The organism is Sphingomonas sp. ABOLG, assembly GCF_003950435.1.
Lineage (GTDB): Bacteria > Pseudomonadota > Alphaproteobacteria > Sphingomonadales > Sphingomonadaceae > Sphingomonas > Sphingomonas panaciterrae.
Map to the genome: position 1 here is coordinate 147,636 of NZ_QQWW01000001.1, position 26,306 is coordinate 173,941.

Sequence of the window (26,306 nt, forward strand, 5' to 3'; positions counted from 1 at the left end):
GAACACAGCAAGAGTCAGGCCAGAATTACGCGCGGATGTTGAAGATCGTCTGCGAGATCTGGCTGGAGGTATCGAGCGCCTTGGCGTTCGCCTGGAAGTTGCGCTGAGCCGCGATCAGCTCGACCAGCTCCTCGGTAATGTCGACGTTCGATCCCTCGATCGTGCCCGACATCAGCTTGCCGAAGCCGTTCTCGTTCGCGGCGCCCATCGTCGCCGTGCCGGAAAGGCCGCTCGCGCTCCAATATTGCCCGCCGGTCTGGCGCAGGCCGGTCGGGTTGACGAAGTTCGCCAGCGCGACCTTGCCCAGCTTCACCGCGTCGCCGTTGGAATAGCTGGCGGTGATGATGCCGCTGTTGTCGACGGTGATGCCGGCGAATTCGCCGGGCGCGGCGCCGTTCTGCGCGCGCGAAGCGACGCTGAACGGCTGCTTTCCGGCGGTGGTGCCGGTCAGGTCGAAGCTGATCGGCGCGCGGGTCGCGTCGCCAGCGTCGGGGAAGGCGAGCGAGAAGGTGCCGCTGCCCTGCAAATTGCCGCTCGAATCAAAGGCGATGTCGGTGCCGCCCTCGTTCAGTTCGACGTCGCCGACGAAGCTGTGGACGGTCCATTCGCTCGCGGTGCTGGTCGCATCGGCCGGTGCCTTGCGCACGAAATAGTTGGTCAGCGTCTGCGGATTGCCGGCCGCGTCATAGATGGTGGTGGTGGTCGCGCTGCCGTAGCTGGCCGGATTGGTACGGTTGAACTCGACGTCCGACGCGGCGGCGCCGGCGTTCAGATTGGCCTTCAGCGACAGCTTGCTGGTCGCGATCGCCGGGCCGCTGCTGTCGGGAACGCGCACGTCGATCAGCGTGCCGGCGCCGGGCACGGTGCCGTCCGTCTCGACCGCATAGGCCTGCAGGCGGCTGCCCTGCGCATCGGTGATGAAGCGGTTGGGATCGACGCCGAAGCTGCCGTTGCGGGTGTAGGCGATGGTGGTGCCGCCGGGCGCGGTCGTCTTGACCGGGAAGAAGCCGTCACCGGCGATCGCGAGGTCGAGCGACGAGCCGGTCGTCACCAGGCTGCCCGCGCCGAACATCTGCTTGTTCTGCGCCAGCGCGGCGCCCGAGCCGGTCAGGCGGCGCGGATCGCTGGTGAAGTTCGATGCCATGATGTCGGTGAATTCGCTGCGGCTCTTCTTGAAGCCGTTGGTCGAGACGTTGGCGAGGTTGTGCGAGATGGTCGACATGTCGGTCTGCGCAGCCTGGAGGCCGGAAAGCGAAGTGTAGAAGGACATGAGGGAAGCTCCTGGAACGTGGGATAGGTGAGGGGAGAGGTCAGCCGATCTGGCGAACGGCGGTGGCGGGAACCTCACCGATCCCCGGCAAGGTGAGGACGGCAGCGCCGCTGGTGGTCGAAACGGAGGTGACGGGCGCCCAGACAAGGCTGTTGGCGGCGACCGAGCGGCTGCCGTCATTGGCGCTGATGCTGACCGTGAACGGGCCGGCGCCGGCATCGGCGCCGGCGGCAGTCTTGCCGTCCCAGTCGTAGCTGACGGTGCCTGCCTTTTGCGCGCCGAGATCGGCGCTGTGCAGCAGCTGGCCATTGGCATCCGAGATCGCGACGGTGACGTTGCTGGCATCGGCGCCCAGTTCGATCCCCCCCGCGATGCCGCCCGAGGCGCGGCCGTAGGCGACATTGCCCGGCGTCAGCACGGTGCGGCCGACATAGCTGACCGCATCCTGCATGCTGGTGGCGCCCAGCTTGTCGGCGATCGCCTTCAGCGTGGAGCCCATTTCGGTGATGCCGGCGAGCGAGGAGAATTGCGCCATCTGCGCAACCATCTGCGTATTGTCGACCGGATCGAACGGATCCTGGTTCTTCATCTGCGCGGTCATCAGCTTCAGGAAGTCGGCCTGGCCCATCGTCGGGGACTTGGTCGCCGCGTTCTTTGCCGCCGTGTTCGCGGTGCTGAGGCCGAGGTTGCCGATCGTCGTGTCGAAGGAGGTCGCCATCTATCAGCGCCCCAGCTTCAGCGTGTCGACGATCAACGACTTGGCGGTGTTCATCACCTCGACGTTGTTCTGGTAGCTGCGCGCGGTCTCCATCATGTCGACCAGCTCGCGCGTTTCATCGACCGCCGACTGGTAAACAAAGCCGTCGGCATCAGCCATCGGGTTGTTGGGATCGCGGATCTTGATCGGGTCCTCACCGGCGGTGACGACGCGTTCCACGTTGACGGTAGCCATGCCGCTCGCCTGATCGAACTGTGTCCGGAACACCGGCTTCATGCTGCGATAGGCGGTTTCCGACGAGCCGGTCACCGCGCCGGCATTGGCGAGGTTCGAGGCGGTCGTGTTCATCCGCACGAGCTGCGCGGACATTGCGCGGCCAGCGACCTGGAAGATCGATAGAGGCTGGTTCGCCATGGGTTATTCTCCCTTCAGCGCGCGGGTGAGCTGGTTGATGCGGCCGTTCAGGAACGACAGCGTGGTCTGATACTGGACGGCGTTTTCGGCGAAGGCGGTCTGCTCCTTGCTGAGCTCGACCGTGTTGCCGTCCATCGAGGGCGAGTCGGGCGTGCGGTACAGTGTCGCCTGCTCGACGCCGCCCTGCCGCTCCACCGAGGCGAGCGCCTTGGTGAAATCGATGTCCTTCGCCTTGAAGTTCGGCGTGGAGGCGTTGGCGATGTTGGAGGCGAGCACGTTCATGCGCTGCGCCCGCACCTCGAGCGCCGCACCATGAACCCCGAAAAGACTGCCGTTGGCCATTGGCCTGAAATCTCCTGCACTTGCCTGTGCGCGCAGTGTCCCAGCAAGGTGTGTGCCACTTCGCCTTGCCGGCAGAGCGCCACCGGCCAGCAAGGCGCGGGCGGCAAGATGTTGCCGGGCGGCCGGCAAGGTTGCCGGGTGGCGGCGGTGAGCCGGCGCGATTGCCGCATCAACAAGGACTTGGCCCGTGGGCGACGGAACTGGCCCGGCGCTTGCGTAGGCGCGGGGATGAACTTTGGTGCCTTCCTCGATCCAACAGCGCTTGCCATCGTGGGCGGCGGCACGGTGGCGTCGGCCATCCTGCGCAGCCCGCTGCGCGATGTGGGCCGCGCGATCGTCGCGCTGCGCGCTTTGCCGCGTCGCCCGTTCAGCGCCGATCCGCTGATCGAGCAGATCGGAGCGTTCAGCCGGATCGCGAAGCGGCACGGGGTCCTCGCGCTGGACCGATCGGTCATTGCCGACCCCGATGTTGCGGCGGCGATCGCCGATATCGTTGACGGGCACGGCCCGGCGCAGGTCGCCGCACGGCTGCACTATCTGCGTCGCGCACGGATCGAGCGTCACGTGTCGGTTGCCGACATCTGGGCCGGCATGGCGGAAGCCGCGCCGTCGATGGGGATGGTCGGAACGTTGGTCGGGCTGGTCGCGATGTTCGTGCAAATGACCGATCCGCAAGCGATCGGTGGGGCGATGGCGGTGGCGCTGCTGGCGACGCTCTATGGCGCGTTGCTGGGCAATCTCGTCGCGCTGCCGATTGCCGCGCGGCTGCGGACGGCGGCGCGGATCGAGGCGTTCGAGCGCCAGCGGCTGGAGGCGCCGCTCGTCGCGCTGGCCGCGCGCGAGGAGCCGCAGCCGGTCAGCTTCTCGCCCGCGCGGCGGAGCGAGGCGGCATGACGACAGCCGACGACTTTCCCGTTGCGGCGGCGCATCGGCCATTGTGGCTGATCACGCTGGCAGACCTCGCGCTGCTGCTGGTCGGCTTCTTCGTGCTGCTCCACGCCAATCAGAATCTCGACCGCGCCGCGCTGATGCAGGGGGTGCGGGCCGCCTTTGGCGAGCCGGCCCCGGCACCAAGGCCGGATCCATTGCCGCTGGCTGCCGCCGGCATGTTCAACTTCGCACCCGGCTCTGCGCGCCTGCCGGGCTCGCCGGGCAGCCTTGTCGCCTGGGCTGAAGAAGCGGCGCGCGACCCGCGTGTGACGCTGCGCATCACGGGCGCGGTCGACGGGTCACCCGCCGATGTCGATCGCGCGACCGGCAGTGCTGCGGTGCTTGCCGCCGATCGCGCGCGCGCCGTCGCGGCCGCGCTTGCCCCGGTGGCGAATGGCCGCATCATCATCCTGACCGCCGACCGGCCATCGCGCCGGCAGGTCGTCGTTACCTTGTCCCTTACCGGAGAATCCATGTGATCGCGCTCGTCCTGGCGCTCGCTGCGCCTGCCACCGCCACTGCCCATCAGGATACGACCGCACTCGACAAGGCGGTCGCCGCCTTTGCCGGCAAGTCGATCGGCGAGGATGGCGGCCCGCGTGCCGCGATAGACCCGCGGCTGCGGCTGAAGCAATGTTCCACCGTGGCGCTGTCCTGGCGCACCGATGCGCATGATGCCGTGGTGGTGTCGTGCGCCGCGCCGGAATGGCGGCTGTTCGTGCCGATCCGCATGCCCGCCGGCGCGACGGTAGTGACCCGGCCGGGGGGCGCCGCCGCGGCGCCGGCCGCGATGGCGGAAAAGGTCATCAAGCGCGGCGATCCTTTGGTGATCGAGGCGGGATCCGACGGCTTTTCGATCACGCGCGAGGGCATCGCCATGGCCGACGCGGCAGAGGGCCAGCGCCTGATGGTGCGAATCGATGGCGGCAAGATGCCGGTGCAGGCAGTGGCCGTTGCCGCTGGTCGCGCGACCCTGCCCGGATGGGTGGAGTGAAAAAATTCCTAAAGGTGCCTCGCCGCCGGCCGTTTATGCCGGTGGGATCGAGGTGCAACGGGGATTTTTATGGTCGAACCGATCGGGACAAGACCGCGCGATCGCATCGCCGGGGTGTCGCGCGTAGCGACGCCGGCGGCCACCGCCAGCGTGACGAAACAGCCGCAGACCGCGCCGACGCCGACCGTCGCGGCGCAGCTGTCGGCCAGCGCGCCGGTCGATGTGCAGCGCGTCGCCAAGATCAAGGAAGCGATCGCCAAGGGCACCTTTCCGCTTTCCCCCTCCACCATCGCCGACGCGCTGATCGCCGCCCGCTACGAATGGATGTCGAATGACAAGGCGTGATGCCCTTATCCGCGTGATCGACACGCTGCACGGCGAGATCGCCGCGCTGAAGGCGAACAATGTCGCCGAGCTGGAAAAGGCGACCTCGGCAAAGCTGACCGCGATCGAGACGCTGCGCGGTCTGGGCGAGGGGCCCGCGGGGCCGGAGCTTCGCGACCTGGCCGACGAAGCCAACCGGCTCAACGACACCTGCCGGATTTACGTGAACCTGATGGCGGCCAATGTGCGCCGTCGCCTGCAGCTCCTCACCGGTGAGGACAGCAATTCCTATCGTCGGGCGCCGGCCTACGCCTGACCTGTCATCGTTCTGTTGTGCGGGCGGCGTTCGGGCCGCGCAGCACCTGTTTGCCGTTCGACCTGGCGCGCCCCTGATCCCCCGCTGACGCACGCGCCTTCTGGCACACTCCTTGCTGATCGTTCCTGCGAACAGGGAATGTTTCAGCACCGATGACCGTCAACGCTCTCAATGCCGCCGCTGGGCGGGTGCAGACCGCGATCCAGCGCGCCGCTGCCAAGACCGGGATCGATTTCGATTACCTGCTTGGCCAGGCCAAGGTGGAAAGCGGTTTCAACGCATCGGCGCGTGCCCGCACCTCGTCGGCGAGCGGCCTGTATCAGTTCATCGAGCAGAGCTGGCTGGCGGTGGTGAAGAACCATGGCGCGGAGCACGGCATGGGCTGGGCCGCGGACGGCATCCAGCGCAATGGCGCCGGACGGCTGACGGTGAGCGATCCCGGCCTGCGCCGCGCGATCCTCGACTTGCGCAACAACCCCGAAGCTGCGTCGCTGATGGCGGCCGAACATGCGTCCGACAACAAGGATGCGCTGGAGGCGAGCCTTGGCCGCGAGGCGACCGGCACTGATCTCTACATGGCCCATTTCCTGGGGCTGGGTGGGGCCAAGCAGTTCCTGAAGGCAATGCAGGTATCGCCCGATCGCACCGCGGCGAGCATGTTCCCCGCCGCGGCCGGCGCGAACCGCAACGTATTCTTTAACCGTGACGGCTCCGCCCGTTCGCTGTCCGACGTGTACGAGCGGTTTGGCGCGAAGCTCGGCGATGGGGCGGGGCCTGCCGGCAGCACCGGCAATGCCGGCAATTCGTTGCCGCGTCTGCAATTTGCCGCCCAGATGCTCGACATGGAGGGCGCGACGGTGATCACCGGCGCGAACCAGTCCGCATCCGATGCCATGACCTGGGCCAATGCCGCCATGGGCCGGACCGCCAATCAGGCATCGGCGCAGGCAGCCAACCTGCTGCGCCCGTCGCCGGACAATGCCCGGCTGGCGTACATGATGCTCGCGAGCATGGGGGGCTGACCTAAGTGAAGCTGCTCGCCAATTCACGCCAGGTGGCGCTGCCCGCCGCGATCCTGCTGCTGGTGCTCGTGATGGTCGTGCCGATCCCGGCCTTCCTCCTCGACATCTTCTTCGTCGCCAATATCGCGATCAGCTTGGCCGTGCTGATGGTCGCGCTGAACGCGCAGAAGCCGCTCGACTTCTCGTCCTTTCCGACGGTGCTGCTGTTCGCGACGCTGTTTCGCCTGGGCCTCAACGTCGCGTCGACGCGCGTCGTGCTGGTGCACGGCCATGAGGGCGAGGCGGCGGCGGGCCATGTGATCGAGGCGTTCGGCAGCTTCCTGATCGGCGGCGACTATATCGTCGGCATCTTCGTCTTCGCGATCCTGATGATCATCAATTTGATCGTGGTGACCAAGGGTGCGGGCCGCGTGTCCGAAGTGTCGGCGCGCTTCACGCTCGATGCGTTGCCCGGCAAGCAGATGGCGATCGACGCCGATCTCAACGCCGGCCTGATGACGCCCGACGAGGCCAAGAAGCGCCGCGTCGAAGTGGCGACCGAGGCGGATTTCTACGGCTCGATGGATGGTTCGTCGAAGTTCGTGAAGGGCGACGCGATTGCGGCGATCCTGATCCTTGCGGCGAACATCATCGGCGGGTTGATCCTGGGCCCCGTCAGCCACGGGCTGTCGATCGCCGAAGCGGCCAAGACCTATACGCTGCTCGCGATCGGCGACGCGCTGGTCGCGCAGCTGCCAGCGCTGATGCTGTCCATCGCCGCCGCCGCGATCGTGACCCGCGTGTCGAGCGAGAAGGATCTCGCCGGCCAGATCGGCAGCCAGTTCGGCAGTCCGCGCACCTGGACGCCGGTGGCCGGCATCCTTGGCCTGTTGGGCGTCATGCCGGGCATGCCGCACCTCGTTCTGCTGCCCGCCGCTGCGATTGCCGGCTTCACCGCGTGGAAGCTGCACAAGATCGCGCAGCGCCCCGCGCCCATCGAGGAAGTCGCCGCGCCCGAGCCGGTCGACCAGTCGCGCATCGGCTGGGAGGAAGTGACCGACGGCATGATGGTCAACCTCGACATCGGCTATGGCCTCGTGCCGCTGGTCGATGAGCGCAAGGGTGCGCCGCTGATGGGCCGGATCACCGGGGTTCGCCGGCAGCTGTCGAAGGAACTCGGATTCGTCGTGCCGCAGGTGAAGGTGCGCGACGACATCAACCTCGCTCCCTACACCTATCGCCTCCTCGTGGGCGGCGTGGTCGTCGGCGAGGATCAGGTGTCGCCGGACGAGATGCTGGCGCTCGACACCGGCACCGGCTTCGGCGAGTTGCAGGGCAAGAAGGCGAAGGACCCCACCTTTGGCCTCGACGCGACGTGGATCGCGCCGGGTGATGCCGATGCCGCGACCGGCGCGGGTTACCTGGTGGTCGATAGCGGCACCGTGATCGCCACGCACCTCAACCATGCGCTGGGCGCCAATGCCGCCGATCTGCTGGGCGCGGACGAGGTTCAGGCGCTGCTCGACGGGCTGAAGGAGCGCAACCCGCAGCTCGTCGCCTCGATGGTGCCGCAGCCGCTGTCGCTCACCACGCTGACCAGCGTGCTGAAGGCGCTGCTGAACGAAGGCATCACGCTGAAGGAATTCCGCCGTATCGCGTCGGCCATCGCGGTCGTCGCGCAGCGCACGCAGGATGCCGAGGAGATCGTCGAGCTGATCCGCCCGGAACTGGGCCCGCTGATCATCCAGAAATTGTGCGGCGTGCGCGAGCCGCTGCGCGTGATGACGCTGGAGGGTGGCCTCGAGGGCCTGCTTGGCCAGGCGATGCGGTCAGACCCGTCGCGCCGCCATGTCGTCGAGCCGGAACTCGGCCGCCGCATTGTCGATGCGCTGCAGCGCGCCGCCCAGCCGATGATCGCCGAGGCCAAGCCCTTCGCGCTCGTCGTGCAGCCCGCGATCCGCGTCGCGATCCGCAAGTTGGTCAAAACCTGTCTGCCGGATACCCCCGTCATGAGCTTCTTCGAAGTCCCCGAGGACAAGGCCGTCGAGGTCGTCGCCGTGATTGGCGCGAATGACACGCATCCCGGGATCGGCGCGGGCCAGCCGCAGATGGCGGTGGCGGCGTGAGCGCGATGCCGATGGCCGCCGCCTTTGCCGAGGCGATGCCGCTGACCTACTCGCCGCGGCAGCGCGCGCGTGACGAAGGGGCGTTGGTGCGCGAACACCTCCCGCTCGTCCGCCGGCTGGCGTGGCATGTCCATGGCAGCGTTTCGACCGCGATCGAGGTGGAGGATCTGGTGCAGACCGGGCTGGTCGCGCTGGTCGAGGCGGCGGGATCGTTCGAGGATCGCGGGCAGGTGACGTTCAAGCAATATCTTACCACCCGGCTGCGCGGGGCGATGATCGACGAGCTTCGCCGCCACGCCGCGATGACGCGCGGGGCGATCAAGCGGCGACGCGACTATGCCCGCACGGTGCAGACGCTGACCGGCGAGCTTGGCCGCGCGCCCAAGGATGACGAGACGGCAAAGCGGCTGGGGGTGACGGTGGAAAAGCTGCGGCTGGATTATGCTGCCGCGGAGGCGGTGAAGTTTGAATCGATCGACGACGTTTATGTCGACGACCAGCCCTGGTTTGCCAGCGACGAGCCCAACGCGTTCGACCAGCTCGCCGAGGGGCAGCAGCGTGACCGGCTGATCGCGGCGATCGCGGCGTTGCCGGAACGCGAACAGCTGGTGATCCAGCTTTATCATGTCGAGGAATTGAACCTCGACGAGATCGGCGAAGTGCTGGGCGTCGGTGCGGCGCGCGTGTGCCAGATCAAGAGCGCGGCACACGCGCGGCTGAAGAAGACGCTGCTGCGCGGCTGAGGGAAGGAGCCGCCACGAGGCGGATCTTGATCGATATCAAGCGGTTCGCCGGGAACACTCCCGCCGGGCTGAGCGTATCTCGGGCCCATGCCTCAGCCCGCTACACCGTTGTTTCCCTGGCGCCACGAGGATCAGGATCGATTCGAGCGCCTGCTTCAGCACCATGTTGAGGACCGCTTGTTCCCGTGCGTCGGCGCCAAGGCGGCGCTGGCCAAGGGCACGCTGAACGTCCTTGCCTGCAACCGCATCGACAGTGGGTGGGACGATCTGCGCATCCACGATGGCCTGCTGCGCTTTGCCTCCGCCTATCGCGAGGAGCCGGCACTGTTCCGCAGCTTTGCGGTGGTGTTCAACGGCCCCGAGGATCTCGACGAGCCGGCGTTCGAGCAGGCGCTGTGGGATCGCGTGCAATCCTTGTCTGACAAGGACGTGTGGCGCGGCCAGGAATATGACCATCGCGTCAGCCATGATCCGGAGGACCCGCATTTCTCGCTAAGCTTCGGCGGGGAGGCGTTCTTCGTCGTCGGGCTTCACCCCCATGCCAGCCGCCCGGCGCGCCGCTTTGCCAAGCCGGCGCTGGTGTTCAACCTGCACGACCAGTTCGAGATCCTGCGCGCCGAGGGCCGGTACGAGGGGATGCGCGAGAAGATCCTGGTGCGCGACGAGGCGCTGGCCGGATCGCGCAACCCGATGCTGGCGCGCCACGGCACAGCTAGCGAGGCGCGGCAATATAGCGGGCGGGTGGTCGATGACGCCTGGGCCTGCCCCTTCCATTATCGCGGTGCTGATGACTGAAGCGACACGGATTCCCGAACGAAGCGGCACGGCCTTTCGCCTCGACAAGGGCGCCATTCTCGAAGTGATCGACCCGATGGGGGTGCAGGTGTCCGACCTGCTCGCCTTCAACGCCGATGACGTGGGGGAGGCGATCTCGTCCGGGCGGACGTTCGACTATGCCGAGACGATCTACCTGACGACGGGCCATGTGCTGTATTCTAACCGCTCGCGCCCGATGCTGGAGATCATCGCCGACGATGTCGGGCGGCACGATTTCCTGCTGACGCCGTGCAGCTACGACACGTTCCGGCACTTCTACCCGGACAAGCCGCTGCATCGCGGCTGCTTCGGCAATCTGGCGGAGGCGCTGGCGCCTTATGGCGTCACCGAGGACATGATCCCGTGTGCGTTCAACTGTTTCATGAACGTGCCGGTGAATGGTGAGACGGGAAAGCTGGAGGTGTTGCCGCCGATCAGCAAGGCGGGCGACAGGATCGTGTTCCGCGCGGCGATGGACCTCATCATCGGCCTCACTGCCTGCTCGGCCTATTCGTCCAACGGCGGCAGCTTCAAGCCGATCGATTACCGGATCGTCGGCTAGGGCGAACCGCTTCGCCGCATAAGGAAAAACCCGGCGGCCGCTTGGGCCGCCGGGTTCCTCGTCTTCTCTGCTGCGCCGAGCGGAGCGGCACCCGCACCCATGTGGGGGCGGTGCCGGTGCCGCTCACGGATCAGCCGAGAAGCTTCATGACACCCTGCTGCGACTGATTGGCCTGCGCCAGCATCGCGGTCGACGCCTGGCTCAGGATCTGCGCCTTGGCGAGAGCGGTCGATTCTTCCGAGAAGTCCGCGTCTTCGATCCGGCTCCGAGCGTCGGTCAGGTTGGTGACATTGGTGGTCAGATTAGCAACCACCGACTCCATGCGGTTCTGCGTTGCGCCCAAATTCGCTCGAACCGAATTCACCGTGTCGAGTAGATTGTCGACGTTGGTCAGCGTGGTTTCAGCAGCAGTTGCCGCCGACGTGTCAGCCGAGCGCTGCGCTGCACTGAGCGTCAGGTTGGCAGCGTCAAGGAGCGCCTTAGAGCCGGGATTATCTGCGTCGGTGCCGTCAATCGCCTCATTGGCAGCGTCCACTGCACCCTGCTCTATGGTCGTGTCTGCCTGACCCTTTGCCACCGCGATAGCCAGCGCCGTTTTTGCATCGTTCAGCGTCTGAACGTTAGTGTTGTAAGTGTTCTGAGCAGCGACTTGTGCTTCCTTCGATGTCTTCAGCGCGTTAGCCGCGTCCGGCGTCCCTTCAACGTTCAGGCCGGTGCTGTCGAGCTTGCTGCCGTCGAGCGAGTCGATCGTAACCTGAACGGTATCGCTTGCATTCGCGCCAACCTGGATGGTCAGGTTGCGGCTGTTTGCCGCAACGCCACTCTTGTCGAACAGCTTGACGCCGTTGAACTCGGTCTTGTCGAGAACGTCCTTAATCTGCGAGGTCAGCGCGGTGACTTCGCTTTGGATGTTCTTGCGGTCATCGGCGCCATAGGTGCCGCTCTTTGCCTGGATCGTCAGTTCGCGAACACGCTGCAGCATGTTAGAGACTTCCGACAGTGCGCCATCAGCGGTCTGGACCAGCGCCACGCCGTCGTTGGCGTTGCGGATCGACTGGTTCATTCCGCGGATCTGCGAGGTCATCGACGACGAGATCGCGAGACCTGCTGCGTCGTCCTTAGCCGAATTGATGCGCTTGCCAGTCGACAGACGTTCCATCGCAGTGGACAGCGCCGACTGAGCCTTCGACGAAGCGTTGCTGGCGCGCAGTGAAGACAGATTGCTTCCGATAACGGTCATGGGTTCGTTCCTTTGTGTCTACGACCGCCCCGCCGCCCCCAGAGCGGAGGGCCGAGCCGTCGCCATACGAAACGGCCAAGGCATGGAAGCTTTTAGAACTTTTTTGCAGGCCGTCCGGACTGCCGGAAATGCGGCGCGCGCGCTCTGACGATCGGGGGCGATTGCCGGCAGCCGGCAAGAGTTGGCCGGCATTCCGGCAAGGCGGCAAGCGGCGGCCTGAGCCGGGCTTCCTCGCGCGCGGGTTCGGGCAGGGGTGCGCCCGTTCGCGTGCGCGGGCCCGTTCGAGCGCATTGGCGCGCGCGCGATGCGCACCCGGAAAAATTCTGCCGGCCGGCTGCCGGCTCAAGAGGTCGTTAACCAACTAACGCCTAGAGACAGGATCATTCCGTGGGGGAAAAGTTTTGCGCTCGATCGTTCCGTCCGCTGCTGTTGCCGATACGCATGTCACGCTGGTTTCCTCGCTTCGCGCGCAGGGCTTTGTCGTTGCCGCGCCGTCCGGGCGCCCGCAGCCGGATACTGCGTGGCTGGTGGCCGAGGGCGAGGCCTCTCCCGTGCCGGCGCGCACCGTCATCCTGTCGCGCGGCGCGCCGCAGGTGACGCCGTTTCGCGATGGTGCGCCCGCGCGGCTGCGGTTCGATCATGCCGATTCGGTGGTCGGCAATGCCTTTGCCCGCGCACTGGCGGGCGGCCCCGAGCTTCCCACCGCCGCCGATCCCGAGACGCTGGCGCTGTTCGCGCTGGCCGAGCGCGTTGCCGCTGCCGACATCACCGTCCTGATCAACGGGCCGACCGGCACCGGCAAGGAAGTGCTGGCGCGTGCGATCCATCGCAATTCGGGGCGCGCGGACGGCCCGTTCATTGCGATCAATTGCGCCGCGCTGCCCGAAACCATGCTGGAAGCGATGCTGTTCGGCCATGTGAAGGGCAGCTACACGGGCGCGTCGTCGGGGGGCGAGGGCTTCTTCCGCGCGGCCAATGGCGGCACGATCGTGCTCGACGAAATCGCCGAGATGCCGCTGCCGCTGCAGGCCAAGCTGCTGCGTGTCCTGCAGGAGCGCGAAGTCGTTCCGATCGGCGCGACGCATCCGGTGCCGATCGACGTGCGCGTCGTCGCCTGCGCCAACCGCGACCTTCAGGAAGAGGTGGCCGCCGGCCGCTTCCGCGCCGACCTTTACTACCGCCTGTCGGTGTTTCCGCTCACCACGCGGGCGCTGGCGGATCGTGCGCAGGACGTGCCGGCGCTCGCCGCGACGATGATCCTGCGCCATGCCGGCGTTCGCGCGGTGGTTCCCTGGCCCTCGCACGAGGCGATCGCCAAGCTGGTCGCGCATGATTGGCCCGGCAACGTGCGCGAGCTGGAAAACGTCATCCAGCGTGCGTTGCTGTTCTGCGGTGGCGAGACGATCGAGGCCGATCACATCCTGTTCGATCGCGCCAGCGCGCCGCGCCCGTTCGTCTTTGCCGATGAGCCTGCGGCACCGGGGGCCACGACGCTCGGGTCGGTCGTCCAGCTGTCGGAATTTGCCGCGATCCGCGAGACTTTGAAGGCGTGCGGCGGAAATCGTATCGAAACTGCCCGCCGCCTCGGCATTTCGGAACGAACCTTGCGTTACCGTCTCGCGAAGGCGCGCGAGCAGGGTGAAGAGATCGCCGCGCCGCATGATCGGAGACTGACGGCATGAGCGGTGTTGGTGGTGTAGGCGGGGTCGACCGGGTGATGGCGCTGCGTGCCCAGATCCTGGAGCGCAACGCTGCGCTGAGCCGGGCGAATGCGACCGTCGCGGTGGCGGAGAGTGCGCCCGCCTCCGGCGCGCAGCAGGCGGGAAGTTTTGCCGCGACGATGGAAAGCGCGCTTCAATCGGTGAACGCGCAGTCGCAGAAATCCTCCGCGCTGACCGAAGCCTATGAGCGTGGCGAGACGGTCGACATCGCCAAGGTGATGCTTGCCCGGCAGGAGGCCTCGGTCGGCTTCGAGGCGACGCTGCAAGTCCGCAACAAGATCCTGTCCGCGTACAAGGACATCATGAGCATGCCGGTCTGATATGGCTAACGCACTTGCCCCTACGAACCCCGGCCAGCCGAACTCGGTGATCCCGGAGCGCTTCGCGAACCCGCTGAAGCAGATCCAGGGCGTGTTCGCACAGCCCGCGGTGCGCCGTGCCGGCCCGATGGCGCTGATGGTCAGCCTGATCGGTGCCTCGGCGCTGGCATGGTCGGCGCTGTCCACGCCGCCGCAGAAGATGCTCTATTCGGGGCTGCCGGACGCCGACAAGGCGGCCGTCACCCAGGCGCTGTCCGCGGCGAGCATTACCAGCCACATCGACGAAGCGACCGATGCGGTGACGGTGAACGAGGAGGATTATTCCCGCGCGCGCCTGCTGCTGGCGGGCCAGGGCCTGCCCAAGGCAGCGCCGGGCGGCTACGCGATCCTCGATCAGTTGCCGATGGGCGTGAGCCGCGCCGTCGAGGGCGAGCGGCTGCGCCAGGCGCGCGAAACGGAGCTGGCGCGATCGATCCAGGAGATCGATGTCGTGACCGAGGCGCGCGTTCATCTGGCGATGCCGGAATCCAGCGTGTTCGTGCGCGATAATGCCCAGCCTTCGGCCTCCGTGGTGGTGAAGCTGCAGGGTGGCCGTGCGTTGAGCGAGGCGCAGGTGCAGTCGATCATAAACCTCGTCGCCTCATCGGTGCCGGGCATGAAGCCCGAGGCGGTGACGATCGTCGACCAGATGGGCGGTTTGCTCTCCAAGCCGGGCGGCATGGGGCAGAGCGGCACCGAGCAGCGGATTGCGCTGCAGCGGCAGGTGGAGGAAAAGTACCGCACGCAGTTGATCCAGCTGCTGACGCCGCTGGTAGGCGCGGGCAACTTCACCGCCGAGGTGCAGGCCGACGTCAACATGGACGAGACGTCCGCGACGCGCGAAAGCTACGAGAAGGAAGGCGCGCTGCGCGCCGAAACCGGCAATTGGACCGGCAACCAGGCGCCCGACAGCCAGGCACCCGGCGGCATCCCCGGCGCGCTGAGCAACACGCCGCCGCCCGCCGCAGCATTGCAGCAGCCGCAGGCCGCGACGGGCGCGAACGGTCAGCCCGTCGCTCCGGGCCAGCCGGTCGCTGGCGGCCCGGCGCCCAATCCGAACAAGCAATCCGATCAGTTCGCCCGCTCCTACGATCTGGGCCGCGAGGTGTCGGTGACGCGGGCGGCACCGGGGGGCGTCAAGCGCCTGTCGGTAGCGGTGCTGCTGCGCGAGCCTGAACAGGGCAAGCGCACCGCGATGGAGATCAACCAGATCACCCAGCTGGTCCGCTCCGCGGTTGGCTATGATCAGGGGCGCAATGATCAGGTAACGGTGATCAGCCGCAAGTTCGCCGGTGAAGGCGAGGGCGCGAGCGATGGTCCCGCCTGGTACGACAATAGCTGGATGCCGGTGATTGCGCGCAACGTGACCGCGATCCTGATCGCGCTGCTGGTCCTGCTGCTGGGCGTGCGCCCGCTCGCCAAGGCGCTGATGAAGAAGAAGGAAGAGGCGGAGGCACCGTCGCGCGCGATGCTTGCCGCGGGCGGCGAGGGCAGCGGTGACGGCATGGAGGGCACGATTGGCGCCGCCGAGATCGCCGTGGCACCGCCGGTGACGCTGGACGAAATCGAGGCGAGCCGCAATTACGACGAGCGGATCGGCAAGGTTCGCGGCTTCACCCGCGACAATCCGGCGCGCGCTGCGCTGGCGGTGCGTGACATGATGAAGGCGACCGCGCAGTGAGCGAGATCGCGCTGCGCACTTTTACCGGTACCGAACGTGCCGCGGTGCTGATGATGCTGGTGGGCGAGGAGGAGGCCGCGGCGATCCTCCAGAAGCTCGAGCCCGACGAGGTGCGCGAGCTGGGCCGTGCGATGTACACCGTCGCCGATGTCAGCGAGGCGGACGTCGAGGGCGTGCTGGACGATTTCGTCGGGCGCGCGCGTGAGCGGACCGGCATCACCTTCGACCCCAAGCCCAAGATCGAGGCGGTGATGCACCGCGCGCTGGGTCAGGAGAAGGCGGAAAGCGTGCTCGCGCGCATCACCCCGCCGGAAGCGGCATGCGAGATCGAGCTGCTCGACTGGCTGGATGCGACCGACATCGCGGCGATGATCGAAAAGGAGCATCCGCAGGTCTGCGCCTTGCTGATCGCCAACCTCGACCCGGCGGTCGGGGCGCAGGTGCTGGAATTGCTGCCCGACGCGGCGCAACCCGAGATCCTGCACCGGATCGCGAAGCTTGGCCCGATCACGCCCGAAGCGGTCGAGACGCTGAAGACGATGATCGGCAGCCGTGCGGTGAGCGCTGCGCAGGGCACGCAGGTGAAGCTGGGCGGTACGCGCGAGGCGGCGAAGATCCTGCAGGGCGCACGCAAGGCGACCGAGCAGCGCGTCATGCCCAAGCTGTTCAAGCTGGACAAGGAAACCGCACGGGCGATCGAGGAGGCGATGTTCGTCTTCGACAATCTGCTCGACATGGACGACAAGAATCTGGGCACGCTGATCCGCAACATCGACAGCGACATCCTGACCCGCGCGTTGAAGGGCGTGGACGAGGCGGCGCGCAACCGCTTCCTCGGCTGCATGTCTGCCCGTGCGGCCGACGGCATCCGCGACGAGATGGAAGCGCGTGGTCCGATGCGCCTGTCGGAAGTGCTCGATGCGCAGAAGGCGATCATCGCCATTGCCCGTACGCTCGCCAAGGATGGCACGATCATGATGGGTGGGGGCGAGGACGATTATGTCTGAGGCAGCCAGGTCGGGGACGGCCACGTCGGGGACAGCCACGTCGGGGACAGGGGCCAATGTGTTCGTCGCCGGCTTCGCGCCGCGCCAGGATGATGCCGCGCTTCGCCTGCAGCGGGTGTTTGCCGAACGCGCGCCGGGCTTCTCGCCCGGTGACATGATCGCGCGGATCGAGGAGGCGTTCTGCGCCTCGTCGCAACCGCATGGCATGGCGGATGGGGCAGAGGATCACCCCGAGGCAGCGGCTGCTGAGGCTCTGGACGAAACGGCGCACGTCGATCCGGTCGTCGCCGCGATGGCGAACGTGCCGATGATCGATCGGCTGGCGGAGGCGCATCAGGCCGGTTTTGATGCCGGCTATGCTGCTGCCCGGGCCGAATATGCCGCGTCGGTCGAGCGTGACTTGGCGTTAGTGCAGGGGATCCTTGCGGCGCTTCGCTCTGACCAGCGCGTCGATCGCGAGCGGACCGCCGCGCAGCTGCGCCAGACGGTGTTGCACCTTGTCAGCGGGCTGATCGACCAGGTCGGCATTTCGGGCGATCTGCTCGCCCGGCGGGTGGAAGCGGCGTCGGATCTGCTGGCCGACCAGTCGGAAAGCGCCATCCTGCGCGTGCACCCGGACGATGTCGCGCTGCTGGACGGACGCCTTCCCGACACGATCTTTTCCGTCGGTGACGCGTCGCTTGGGCGCGGGTCTTTCGTGCTCGAGGCGGCTTCCACCATTGTCGAGGATGGCCCTGACCTGTGGCTCGAACAGTTGACCAGCACGCTCGAGAAGGTTGCCGTTCCCGCGCTCTGACCCGTCCGCTCGCTGGCAGCGACCATTTGGACGGGCCGCTTTTTTCCAGGATAGTAGATGCTCCACCGCTTCACTGCCGATTATCTGGAATCGCTGGGCAATGCCGATTTCCGGCCTGCGCCGAAGGTCGCGGGGCGGCTGGCGTCCTATGACGGCCTTTTGATGGAGGCGGTCGGGCTGACGCTGCCGGTCGGCACGGTCTGCCGCATCGGTGATGCGGGTGTCGGTGTGGAGGCGGAGGTAATCGGCTTTCGCAATGGCCGCACCCTTCTGATGAACCTTGGCGGCCCCGCCGCGCTGCTGCCGCAGATGCCGGTGCGCCCGACTGGCGCGCCGGGCGAGGCGGAAGTGGGCGAGGCGCTGCTCGGCCGGGTGGTCGACGGCGCGGGCAATCCGATCGACGGGCTGGGTCCTATCCGCGGCGCCGGCCGCTGGCCGCTGGCCGGCAAGCTCCAGTCGCCGCTCGATCGTGGCCGCGTGCTCGAGCCGCTGGATGTCGGCGTGCGCGCGATCAACGGGCTTCTCACCATCGGCAAGGGCCAGCGCGTCGGCATCATGGCGGGTTCGGGCGTCGGCAAGTCGGTGCTGCTGGGCATGATGGTGCGCGCGGCCAAGGCGGACGTGATCGTCATCGGCCTGATCGGCGAACGCAGCCGCGAAGTTGCCGACTTCCTGGAGACCAAGGTGGCGGGGGAGGCGCGCCAGCGTTCGGTGGTCGTCGCGGTGCCGGCCAATCATTCCCCGGTGCTGCGCATCCGCGGCGCCCTTCGCGCGACTGCGATTGCGGAGGCGTTTCGTGACGAGGGCAAGAACGTGCTCCTCATCATGGATTCGCTGACCCGCGTGGCGCATGCCGGGCGTGAGATCGGGCTCGCGCTGGGCGAGCCGGCGTCGGCGCGCGGCTATCCGCCGTCGGCAATCGCGATGCTGCCGAACCTGATCGAGCGCGCCGGGACGGATGTGAACACCGGCGGCGCGATCACCGCGATCTACACGGTGCTGGCCGATGGCGATGACGGCAATGATCCGGTGGTCGATTCCGCCCGTTCGATCCTCGACGGCCATATCGTGTTGAGCCGCGCGCTGGCCGAACATGCCGTCTATCCCGCGATCGACGTGTCGAAGTCGGTCAGCCGCGTGATGACCGACATTGCGGCAAAGGCGCATGTTCAGGCCGCGCGCGTTCTGCGCCGGCATTTGGCGACCTATGAGGAGAATCGCGATCTGGTGCTGATGGGGGCCTATCGCGCTGGCGCCGATCCCGCGATCGATGCGGCGATCGCCTATCACCCGGCAGTGATGGAGTTCATCCGGCAGGATTCTGACGCCAGCGTCTCGCTGGACGATGCGGTGACCGAGCTGACCGGCGTCTTCGGCGATGGATAACAAGAAGCTCCAGCGCCTCCACCGCGTGCGCACGCTGCAACTGGGCATGGCGCGGGCGGCGGAAAGCCGTGCGCATGAGCAGGTCGCGAGCGAGACCGCGCTGTCGCAGCGGATCGCACAGCTCGCCTCCGCCGTGGCGCCGGGAGAAGGGCCGGGCGCTGCCGTTTCCTTTGCGGCGATGGCGCATTATCGCGAGAAGCTGCACCGCAATGCCGAGGTGATCGAGAACCGCGTGCGGACGGCGGCGGCGGAAGCGGACCGCGCGAGCGAAGCCACGCGATCGGCGAAGCGCGACCAGAGTGCGGTCGAAAAATTGATCGCGCGTGGCGAGGCAGAGGCGGCGCTGCGCGCCATCCGGGCGCTGCAAGATGCGCCTCCGACGCGCAAGGTTCGGCACGATCCTTGCTGATCATTAGGTCGGTTCTTCACGACGAGTGACCGACTGCCGCGATGACGTTGATCTCCTTCCATTCTCAGGCTCCAGTGGCTGGCGCGCTGTCGGTGCCGATAGCGGGACGGGGCGCGGCGATGCCGGCTGAGGCGGCGCTGTTCGCGTCGTTGTTGCAGATGGCGCCGATGATCGAACCGGGTACCGGCGGCACGCGGCAAGCCGAGGCGGCAGGCGGCAAGACCTTGCCGGCAAGCCCCGGCAGCGAGGATCTGTCGCACGGCGAAGCGCTTGCGCCGTGGCTCGCGATGCCAATGTGTGACGTGTTGCCGCCGTCGTTCGATGCGGCAGGGGTTGAGCCGCCGGTGACCCGTGGCGCTGCTGCGACGGCCGCGATTGCAGCGCCGCTGCCGTTCCTGATGTGTGAGCCTGACGAGGTTGATCCGATTGAGCTGCCGGGTGCGATCCCCGGTGCCGGAGATGTTGACACCGCCGCCACCACCGTTGGGGGCGTCGCCGCGTTGCCGCAACGCGCAGCGCCGTTGGCGAGCGAGGCGGCTCCTACGCCCGACTTGCCCGCGATTGCAGGCGACGGCGGTCAGATGGCTGCGCCCACGCTTGCCAGTGGCAGGGCGTCGCTCATGGCGTCGGTCGCTCTTCCCGCCGTGGAGCTGCCGCCGCTGGTTGCGCATGCCACTGCCTCGGTGCTTCAAGATGCGGCGTTGCATGAGGTGGGCCGCGACGATCCCTTGAAATCGACGGACCACATGGTCGCTGCACCTCAGGTCAGCGAGGGGCATGCCGCGTCGGACGCAGATCCGGTGATGGCGCCGTTGCTAGCTGATCGTCCGGTGATTGCCGCGAACGCGACGCCAGCCGTCCGCGGCGCTCTGATGGTCGGGGCAGCAGACACCGAGAACGTCGAACCACTGGTTGGCAGGCCGGCGATTGTTGACGCGGTCGTGACCCCGCGGGCGGCCACGGTCGAGGCAAGTCCGGCTTCGGGCGATGCGTCTGTCACGCGTTCAACGGCGCCAATCGCTGCGGCCGCCGTTCCTCGCGCCAGTTTGGGCGCAGCAGGCGAGCCGCCGGTCACTGTCGGTGTTCAATCTCCGGAGAAGGTGGCCCTCGAGAGCGACGCGCCGTTTCTGTCGCCAGTCACCATCATCTCGGACCGCGCGGGCCAGGCGGGGCGCGGTTCAGCTGTGACCCCGACGGCTCCGGTGGTTCAGGTGCCATCGCTCGCGCCTCAGGCCGTGCCGCAACCTGCAGCCGTGCCGGCGATCGCGCCGGCGGCGCAGGTGTTCGCCGCTGCCATTCACCAGGCAGTGCGCGACGAACGCCGCCTTGATCCTGCGGAAGGACTGATCGCATGGGTGGGCATTGCTTCGTCGGCCGCAGCCGGAAGCGACCTTATGGCGGCTGCGCCGATCGTCATGACCAGCAACGACTGGCCAATGAAGATGATCGGCCGGATCGAGATGATCCGCGACGCGCTGGACGCTGTGGATACCAGCATCCGGCTGGTGCCCGACAAGCTCGGCGCGATCGACGTGTCGCTGCGCCGCGAGGGTGATGCGGTCGCGGTGCAGATGATCGCACAGAGCCCCGAAACCCGGCAGATCCTAGCCGAGGCACAGCCGCGGCTCGTCGAGCTTGCGGAGGCGCGCGGGCTGAAGCTGTCGGCGCATCTCGGCGATGGCAGCAGCACCGGGCAGCAGCATCAGCAGCAGCCACAGGCGCAGCGCACGCCGACCGGCGCGCCAGCCACATCCAACCGTTCGACCCATCTCGCCACCAGCGATGCCGGTGGCGGGGACGACGACCGAATCGCGTGAACACCAGGGACGTTTGACCAATGAGTGACAAGGAACAGGCCGAGGGCGCGCCCAAGAAGAAGGGCAAGCTGGGCAAGATCATTGTGATGGCAGTCGGCGGCCTCGTGCTGGTCGGCGGGGGGGTCGGTGCCGGCCTCTATGCGGCCGGATCCGGCCTCGTCGGCGCTGCACATGCGGAAGATCCGAACAAGCCCAAGCTGGTGCCCAAGGGTGCCCAGCCCGCGCCAGAGGGCGACGAAGGCGGGCATGGCGGTGGCGAGGAAAAGCCGACGCCGGAAGGCGCGGCGGGCCCCTACGCGTCCAATTATTACGCGTTGGAAAAGGAGTTTACCGCCAATCTCCAGGATTCGGTGCATTTCATCCAGGTCGGCATCGCCATCTCGACGCCGTATGATGAGAAGGTCATCCAGAACCTGAAGGCGAACGATATCGCGATCCGCTCCGCGATCCTGATGACGCTGGGCGACACCACCGAGGACCAGGTCTTTTCGTCCGCCGGGAAGATGGCGCTGGCCAAGCGGCTGGAGGGCGCAATCAACACGACGCTGAAGCAAAAGGAAGGCTTTGGCGGCGTTGGTAACGTCTACTTTACCAATTTCGTTGTTCAGTGAACGTGCATGGTTAACGCCACGTCCTCTCCTCCGCGCGAACGGCGCGAGCGATCCCGCGCACGGCCGGTTCAGGCCGGCGTGCTCGGGCAAGCAAAGCTCAATCCGTTCGGCGACCTGCACACGCTGCAGCATCTCTCGGCGCGTCTCGCCCGGGGGATGCGCGGCGTGTTCGAGCCGTTGCTGCGCGAAGAGGTGCGGGCCTGGGCGGAGCCGCTCGCGGTGCAGCGGTTCGCCGATTATCGCGCGGAGCGCCCTGACCGGCTGACTGCGTGGCTGCCGATGGGGATGGACGATCGCACCGCGCTGCTGGTGCTGGACGGCGAGTTCGTGCTGGAGCTGCTCGACCTGTTCTTCGGTGGCACGGGCGCCGCGCCGGCCGACATGCCGCGCGAATTCTCACCCGCGGCGGAGGCGATGGTCGCGCGGCTGGGCGACATGATCGCGCGCCCGCTGACCGCCGCCTGGGAGCCGCTGGCCCGCGTGTCATTCTCGATCGGGCGGTGCGAGGCCAATGCCTCAATGCTCGCCGATTTCGACGGCGATGACGCGATGATCGTCACCCGGTTCGGTATCGCGCCGGGACAGGACAAGCCGGCCTTTGTCGACATCGTCTATCCCGTCAGTGCTCTGAAGCCGCACGGCACCGCGCTGACCGGCAAGGTCGTGGCGAAGGCGGCGGCCGAGGATGCCCTGTGGCAGACGGCGCTGACCCGCGCGGCAATGAACATCCGCTTCCCGGTGCGCTCGGTCCTCGCGGAACCGACGATTCGCCTGTCCAAGCTGATGTCGCTTCAGCCCGGTGACGTGATCCCGATCAGCTTCGGCCAGGACGTGCCGGTGATGGTCGGCAACGATCGCCTCGGCACCGGCACGGTGGGGACGTCGAACGGCCATGCGGCGATCAAACTGACCTCGCTCGCTTCTCTCGAAGGATTGACCCAGTGAACGACATGAGCGGCGGCTTCCCGCCAAAGGACATGGGCGATGGCGCCCTCGCCGCGAATTTCCGCCTGCTGCAGGACGTCGACGTCAAGCTGACGGTCGAGATCGGCTCCACCCAGCTGACGCTGCGCGAGCTGCTGGCACTGGGTGAATCGAGCGTGATCGAGCTGGATCGGCAGGCGAACGAGTTGCTCGACGTGTTCGTCAACGGAACGCTGATCGGCCGGGGCGAAGTGGTGACGGTCGGTGACCGCTTCGGCGTGCGCATGACCGAGCTCGTCAATCCCGACAAGCGCGGCTGATCATCTGCGATGATGTGGTCCTATATCCTGAAGCTGATCGTGTTGCTGCCGCTCGTCTGCGGCCTGATGATCGGTTGCCTGTACCTGTGGCGGCGGCTGGAAAGCCGCATGCCCGGTCGTACCGACACGCGGCTCATCAACGTCAAGGAGACGATGATGATCTCGCCGGGGCTGCGGCTCGCGGTGGTGGAGTTCGAGGGCAAGCGGCTGCTGGTGTCGGTCGGCCGCGGCGGGGTGACGCTGGTCGATCGTGCCGACGCGCCGAGGACCTTTTCGTGAGCGTGACCCGCGTCGGCAACGGCCCGGCCCTGTTCCGCGATGTCGAGCACCGCCGCCCGGTGCCGTTCCCGTGGGGCAAGGTGCTGTTGATCGCCTTTGCCTTCCTGGTTGCGGTGCTGGTCGCCATGCCTGCGCTGGCACAGGGCGCGCCGGTCGCGCCGGCACCTGCCGCACCGGGAGCAGGGGATGCGGTGGATCGCGCGCTGGGGCAGCTTGGCGGCGGGCCGAACGGCTCGGGCTCGATGTCGCTGTCGCTGCAGGTCCTTATCATCATGGGCCTGCTCAGCATTCTGCCGGGCATCCTGCTGATGATGACCAGCTTCACCCGGATCATCATCGTGCTGTCGATCCTGCGCCAGGCGATGGGCCTGCAGCAGACGCCGCCCAACCAGGTGCTGATCGGCCTCAGCCTGTTCCTGTCGCTGTTCGTGATGGCGCCCGTGATCAGCCAGATCAACACCACTGCGATCCAGCCTTATGCCGCCGGGCAGATGGGCGGCACCGACCTGATCAAGACCGCCGGCGCACCGCTCCACGCGTTCATGGTGAAGCAGACGCGGGTGAAGGACGTGACGATGTTTGCCGAAATGGCGAAATCGGGCCCGTATGCGACGCCCAACGACATTCCCTATTCGGTGCTGCTGCCCGCGTTCGTAACCAGCGAATTGAAGACTGCGTTCCAGATCGGCTTCCTGATCTTCCTGCCCTTCCTGGTTATCGATCTGGTCGTTGCCACCGTGCTGATGGCGCTGGGCATGGCGATGCTCAGCCCGACGATCATCTCGTTGCCGTTCAAGCTGCTGTTGTTCGTGCTGGTCGATGGCTGGGCGCTAACGATGGGCAGTCTGGCCAACAGCTTCGCCACGTAGCGCGATCACGCAAGCCGCGCCGACCGAGCGCATGGTGCAGGTGAGAAGTCGGACATTCAGCATGGTAGACGCAGATTATTTCCTCACCGTGGCGAACCAGACGCTCTGGGTGCTGGCGCTCGCCGCGGCGCCGATCCTGATCCCTGCGCTGGTTTCCGGCCTGATCCTGGGCATGATCCAGGCTGCGACCTCGATCCAGGAACAGACGTTGAGCTTCGTGCCCAAGCTGATCGTGGTCGGCCTGTCGCTGGTGATCTTCGGCGCGATGATCCTGGGGCTGCTCAGCGATTTCACCGTCTCGATCTTCGAACGCATTCCCGACTTGGTTCGATAGGCCGGTGACGAGGGTTCTCGATCTGCACGCGGCGGCAATGGCCGGCGAGGCGGCGCGGCGATGCTAGGGCTGGGCCTGTCGATCGAGCCGCAATTGTGGGCGCTGATCTTCGTCATGGTGCGCGTCGGCGCGGCCTTTGTCGCGGCGCCGGTGTTCGGCAATGTCTCGGTTCCGGTACAGGTGCGCGTCGTCCTAGCGGGCGCGGTCGGCGTGCTGGTGCTGGGGATGCATGACGTGACACCGCCGCCGCAGGTGTTCGCGGTCGCGACCTTTCTGGCGATCGCGGCCGAGGCGCTGGTCGGGCTGGCGCTCGGCTTCATCCTCCAGATCGCCTTTGCGGCGCCGCTGATTGCCGGCGAAGTCATTGGCGGATCTATGGGCATCGGCTTTGCCAACATGGTCGATCCCAATACGGGCCGCTCCTCGCCCGCCATCGGCCAGTTTCTGTCGATCCTGCTGACGCTGCTGTTCCTGTCAGTCGACGGGCACCTCGTCCTCGTCGACACGGTGGCGCGCAGCTATACCGCGCTGCCGCCCGGTGCTGCCTGGCTCGCGCCCGCCCAGCTGCGCGATATTGCGCTGTTTGGCGGTTATGCGTTCTTTGCCGGCCTGCTCCTCGCGCTGCCGGTCGGCTTCCTTTTACTCTGCCTTAATCTGGTGGTCGGTATGATCTCGCGGTCGGCCCCGGCCCTGAACCTGTTCTCGATCGGTCTGCCGGCGAGCCTCGCTGTTGGCGTCATCGCGATGGCGGCGGCCTTCCCGGCGATGGGGGATTACATGCTGGTCGTCGTGCGCGAGGGCCTGGAAGCGGCACGGAGCCTGGTACTTGGCTGACGAGTTCGGCGAAAAGACAGAAGCCCCGACACCCAAGCGTCTGAAGGACGCGCGGAAAAAGGGTGACGTCCTCAAATCACGTGAGTTCGCAACGGCGCTCGTCGCGCTGGCGGGGGTGGCGTGGCTCGTCTTCTTCGGGCCGATGCTGATCACCGCGTGCAAGGGCGTGATGGCGGAAAGCTTCCAGTTCACGCGCGGCGACGTGGAGGATTTCCAGCCGTTTCGCCCGCTTGCCGCGGCCGGGTGGAAGCTGCTGCCTGCGTTCGGGACGCTCTTCGCGATCGTGATGGCGGCTGGCGTTGCCAGTTCCGCGGCACTCGGCTCGCTCCAGTTCAACGCCGGATTGCTGGCGCCCAAGGGCAATCGCATCAATCCCGCCTCCGGGCTGAAGCGCATTTTCGGCATGAATGGCTGGATCGAGCTGGGCAAGTCGCTGCTCAAGGTGGCGCTGCTGGGATCGATCGGCGTGTGGCTGCTGATGAGCAGTGCGCGCACGACGCTGGGGCTTGCCCGATCGGACCTTGGCGCTGCGGTTGATGCGCTGGGCGGTACGCTCACCACCTTGATGATCGTCATGTCCATGGGGCTGGTCGCGATCGCGCTGCTCGACGTACCGCTGCAGATGTTCCAGCGCATGAAGAAGCTGCGCATGTCGAAGCAGGAACAGAAGGACGAGCACAAGGAGAGCGAGGGCAATCCCGAGGTGAAGGCGCAGATCCGCTCGCGCCAGCACGCGATGCTGTCCCGCTCCACCCGCGGTGCGGTTGCCGAGGCGCATGTCGTGCTGACCAACCCGACGCATTTTGCGGTGGCGCTGCGTTACGATCGCGGACGCGACCAGGTGCCGGTGGTGGTCGCCAAGGGCCGCGGCGCGACCGCGCTGGCGATCCGCGAGCTGGCGAGCGAGATGGCGGTGCCGATCCTCGAATATCCGATGCTCGCGCGTGCGGTGTATTATACCAGCCGCGAGAACCAGGAAGTGCGCGATGACCTTTATATGGCGATCGCGACGGTGCTGGCGTTCGTCTTCAATCTGAACGCTGCCGCTGGCGGTGCGCCGCTGCCGCCGATCGACGTTCCGGTCGGCGCGCGCTTCGACGAGAATGGCGTCGCGCTGCACTAGGGCAGGGAACAGCCGCTGGTCCGGCGCAAAACGCTAAATC

At 66.9% G+C, this 26,306-nt stretch carries 31 protein-coding genes; 26 read left to right on the forward strand and 5 right to left on the reverse strand.

The window, feature by feature from the left end; genetic code table 11:
• Positions 1–25 precede the first annotated feature (25 nt).
• Genes CA236_RS00720 through CA236_RS00735 form a run of 4 tightly spaced genes read right to left on the reverse strand, consistent with a single transcriptional unit; the run spans position 26 to position 2,744 of the window.
• A complete protein-coding gene (locus CA236_RS00720; RefSeq protein WP_125944160.1) occupies positions 26–1,270 on the reverse strand; it encodes a flagellar hook protein FlgE in 1,245 nt (414 codons plus the stop codon).
• 40 nt (positions 1,271–1,310) lie between these two features.
• The gene (locus tag CA236_RS00725; RefSeq protein WP_125944161.1) at positions 1,311–1,988 is read right to left on the reverse strand and encodes a flagellar hook capping FlgD N-terminal domain-containing protein; all 678 of its coding nucleotides are present in this window, start codon (positions 1,986–1,988) and stop codon (positions 1,311–1,313) included.
• 3 nt (positions 1,989–1,991) lie between these two features.
• Positions 1,992–2,402 carry a flagellar basal body rod protein FlgC gene (flgC, locus tag CA236_RS00730; RefSeq protein ID WP_046407775.1) on the reverse strand — a complete coding sequence of 137 codons (411 nt, stop codon included), beginning with the start codon at positions 2,400–2,402 and terminating at the stop codon, positions 1,992–1,994.
• 3 nt (positions 2,403–2,405) lie between these two features.
• Positions 2,406–2,744 (reverse strand): flagellar basal body protein, encoded by a 339-nt coding sequence (locus CA236_RS00735; protein WP_046407777.1) that lies wholly within the window; start codon positions 2,742–2,744, stop codon positions 2,406–2,408.
• A 228-nt stretch (positions 2,745–2,972) separates the two neighbouring features.
• On the opposite strand from CA236_RS00735, the gene CA236_RS00740 reads away from it, so the two are divergent.
• The 10 genes from CA236_RS00740 to CA236_RS00785 all read left to right on the forward strand — a co-directional run bounded on the left by CA236_RS00740 (position 2,973) and on the right by CA236_RS00785 (position 10,556).
• A complete protein-coding gene (locus CA236_RS00740) occupies positions 2,973–3,638 on the forward strand; it encodes a MotA/TolQ/ExbB proton channel family protein (RefSeq protein WP_046407779.1) in 666 nt (221 codons plus the stop codon).
• A complete protein-coding gene (locus CA236_RS00745) occupies positions 3,635–4,153 on the forward strand; it encodes a flagellar motor protein MotB (protein WP_241212445.1) in 519 nt (172 codons plus the stop codon). The genes CA236_RS00740 and CA236_RS00745 overlap by 4 nt, the downstream gene beginning before the upstream one ends.
• The gene (locus CA236_RS00750; RefSeq protein ID WP_231621856.1) at positions 4,150–4,668 is read left to right on the forward strand and encodes a flagella basal body P-ring formation protein FlgA; all 519 of its coding nucleotides are present in this window, start codon (positions 4,150–4,152) and stop codon (positions 4,666–4,668) included. Before CA236_RS00745 ends, CA236_RS00750 begins: the two co-directional genes overlap by 4 nt.
• Positions 4,669–4,737: 69 nt before the next feature.
• A complete protein-coding gene (gene flgM / locus CA236_RS00755) occupies positions 4,738–5,013 on the forward strand; it encodes a flagellar biosynthesis anti-sigma factor FlgM (RefSeq protein ID WP_125944162.1) in 276 nt (91 codons plus the stop codon).
• The gene (locus CA236_RS00760; protein ID WP_046407784.1) at positions 5,000–5,308 is read left to right on the forward strand and encodes a hypothetical protein; all 309 of its coding nucleotides are present in this window, start codon (positions 5,000–5,002) and stop codon (positions 5,306–5,308) included. The genes flgM and CA236_RS00760 overlap by 14 nt, the downstream gene beginning before the upstream one ends.
• A 152-nt stretch (positions 5,309–5,460) precedes the next feature.
• On the forward strand, positions 5,461–6,330 hold the full coding sequence (locus CA236_RS00765; protein ID WP_125944163.1) for a lytic transglycosylase domain-containing protein: 870 nt from the start codon (positions 5,461–5,463) through the stop codon (positions 6,328–6,330).
• A 5-nt stretch (positions 6,331–6,335) separates the two neighbouring features.
• Positions 6,336–8,435: a flagellar biosynthesis protein FlhA gene (gene flhA, locus CA236_RS00770; RefSeq protein WP_125944164.1), complete on the forward strand. Its 2,100-nt coding sequence runs from the start codon at positions 6,336–6,338 to the stop codon at positions 8,433–8,435.
• A gap of 35 nt (positions 8,436–8,470) precedes the next feature.
• Positions 8,471–9,178 carry a FliA/WhiG family RNA polymerase sigma factor gene (locus CA236_RS00775; RefSeq protein WP_241212476.1) on the forward strand — a complete coding sequence of 236 codons (708 nt, stop codon included), beginning with the start codon at positions 8,471–8,473 and terminating at the stop codon, positions 9,176–9,178.
• Positions 9,179–9,265: 87 nt separating this feature from the next.
• On the forward strand, positions 9,266–9,973 hold the full coding sequence (gene gntA, locus CA236_RS00780) for a guanitoxin biosynthesis heme-dependent pre-guanitoxin N-hydroxylase GntA (protein ID WP_125944165.1): 708 nt from the start codon (positions 9,266–9,268) through the stop codon (positions 9,971–9,973).
• Positions 9,966–10,556, forward strand: coding sequence for an urea carboxylase-associated family protein (locus tag CA236_RS00785; RefSeq protein WP_125944166.1), 591 nt, complete (start codon positions 9,966–9,968; stop codon positions 10,554–10,556). Before gntA ends, CA236_RS00785 begins: the two co-directional genes overlap by 8 nt.
• A gap of 130 nt (positions 10,557–10,686) precedes the next feature.
• Here CA236_RS00785 and CA236_RS00790 read toward each other — a convergent pair whose 3' ends face one another.
• The gene (locus CA236_RS00790) at positions 10,687–11,796 is read right to left on the reverse strand and encodes a flagellin (protein ID WP_125944167.1); all 1,110 of its coding nucleotides are present in this window, start codon (positions 11,794–11,796) and stop codon (positions 10,687–10,689) included.
• A gap of 401 nt (positions 11,797–12,197) precedes the next feature.
• Here CA236_RS00790 and CA236_RS00795 point away from each other — a divergent pair, with 401 nt between their 5' ends.
• From CA236_RS00795 to CA236_RS00870, 16 genes are all read left to right on the forward strand, one after another.
• Positions 12,198–13,478 (forward strand): sigma 54-interacting transcriptional regulator, encoded by a 1,281-nt coding sequence (locus CA236_RS00795; protein WP_125944168.1) that lies wholly within the window; start codon positions 12,198–12,200, stop codon positions 13,476–13,478.
• A complete protein-coding gene (fliE, locus tag CA236_RS00800) occupies positions 13,475–13,837 on the forward strand; it encodes a flagellar hook-basal body complex protein FliE (protein ID WP_125944169.1) in 363 nt (120 codons plus the stop codon). Before CA236_RS00795 ends, fliE begins: the two co-directional genes overlap by 4 nt.
• A gap of 1 nt (position 13,838) precedes the next feature.
• Positions 13,839–15,557 carry a flagellar basal-body MS-ring/collar protein FliF gene (gene fliF, locus CA236_RS00805; RefSeq protein WP_046407797.1) on the forward strand — a complete coding sequence of 573 codons (1,719 nt, stop codon included), beginning with the start codon at positions 13,839–13,841 and terminating at the stop codon, positions 15,555–15,557.
• A complete protein-coding gene (gene fliG / locus CA236_RS00810; RefSeq protein WP_125944170.1) occupies positions 15,554–16,564 on the forward strand; it encodes a flagellar motor switch protein FliG in 1,011 nt (336 codons plus the stop codon). Before fliF ends, fliG begins: the two co-directional genes overlap by 4 nt.
• On the forward strand, positions 16,557–17,360 hold the full coding sequence (locus tag CA236_RS00815; RefSeq protein WP_125944171.1) for a FliH/SctL family protein: 804 nt from the start codon (positions 16,557–16,559) through the stop codon (positions 17,358–17,360). Before fliG ends, CA236_RS00815 begins: the two co-directional genes overlap by 8 nt.
• Positions 17,361–17,417: 57 nt before the next feature.
• Positions 17,418–18,746: a FliI/YscN family ATPase gene (locus CA236_RS00820; protein ID WP_046407801.1), complete on the forward strand. Its 1,329-nt coding sequence runs from the start codon at positions 17,418–17,420 to the stop codon at positions 18,744–18,746.
• Positions 18,739–19,155, forward strand: coding sequence for a hypothetical protein (locus tag CA236_RS00825; RefSeq protein WP_046407803.1), 417 nt, complete (start codon positions 18,739–18,741; stop codon positions 19,153–19,155). Before CA236_RS00820 ends, CA236_RS00825 begins: the two co-directional genes overlap by 8 nt.
• A 41-nt stretch (positions 19,156–19,196) precedes the next feature.
• On the forward strand, positions 19,197–20,972 hold the full coding sequence (locus tag CA236_RS00830; RefSeq protein WP_125944172.1) for a flagellar hook-length control protein FliK: 1,776 nt from the start codon (positions 19,197–19,199) through the stop codon (positions 20,970–20,972).
• A gap of 20 nt (positions 20,973–20,992) precedes the next feature.
• Positions 20,993–21,583 (forward strand): flagellar basal body-associated FliL family protein, encoded by a 591-nt coding sequence (locus CA236_RS00835; protein ID WP_046407807.1) that lies wholly within the window; start codon positions 20,993–20,995, stop codon positions 21,581–21,583.
• A gap of 6 nt (positions 21,584–21,589) precedes the next feature.
• Positions 21,590–22,528, forward strand: a complete 939-nt coding sequence (locus CA236_RS00840) for a flagellar motor switch protein FliM (protein ID WP_125944173.1) — start codon at positions 21,590–21,592, stop codon at positions 22,526–22,528.
• Complete coding sequence (gene fliN / locus CA236_RS00845) at positions 22,525–22,827, forward strand: flagellar motor switch protein FliN (RefSeq protein WP_046407812.1); 303 nt, start codon at positions 22,525–22,527, stop codon at positions 22,825–22,827. The genes CA236_RS00840 and fliN overlap by 4 nt, the downstream gene beginning before the upstream one ends.
• A gap of 9 nt (positions 22,828–22,836) precedes the next feature.
• Positions 22,837–23,106 (forward strand): flagellar biosynthetic protein FliO, encoded by a 270-nt coding sequence (locus CA236_RS00850; protein ID WP_125944174.1) that lies wholly within the window; start codon positions 22,837–22,839, stop codon positions 23,104–23,106.
• The gene (fliP, locus tag CA236_RS00855; protein ID WP_241212446.1) at positions 23,103–23,975 is read left to right on the forward strand and encodes a flagellar type III secretion system pore protein FliP; all 873 of its coding nucleotides are present in this window, start codon (positions 23,103–23,105) and stop codon (positions 23,973–23,975) included. The genes CA236_RS00850 and fliP overlap by 4 nt, the downstream gene beginning before the upstream one ends.
• A 61-nt stretch (positions 23,976–24,036) precedes the next feature.
• Entirely contained in the window at positions 24,037–24,309 is a 273-nt protein-coding gene (gene fliQ / locus CA236_RS00860; protein WP_046407818.1) for a flagellar biosynthesis protein FliQ, read from the forward strand.
• 60 nt (positions 24,310–24,369) lie between these two features.
• Complete coding sequence (gene fliR, locus CA236_RS00865; RefSeq protein ID WP_046407820.1) at positions 24,370–25,143, forward strand: flagellar biosynthetic protein FliR; 774 nt, start codon at positions 24,370–24,372, stop codon at positions 25,141–25,143.
• Positions 25,136–26,266, forward strand: coding sequence for a flagellar type III secretion system protein FlhB (locus CA236_RS00870; RefSeq protein WP_125944175.1), 1,131 nt, complete (start codon positions 25,136–25,138; stop codon positions 26,264–26,266). The genes fliR and CA236_RS00870 overlap by 8 nt, the downstream gene beginning before the upstream one ends.
• Positions 26,267–26,306 lie beyond the last annotated feature (40 nt).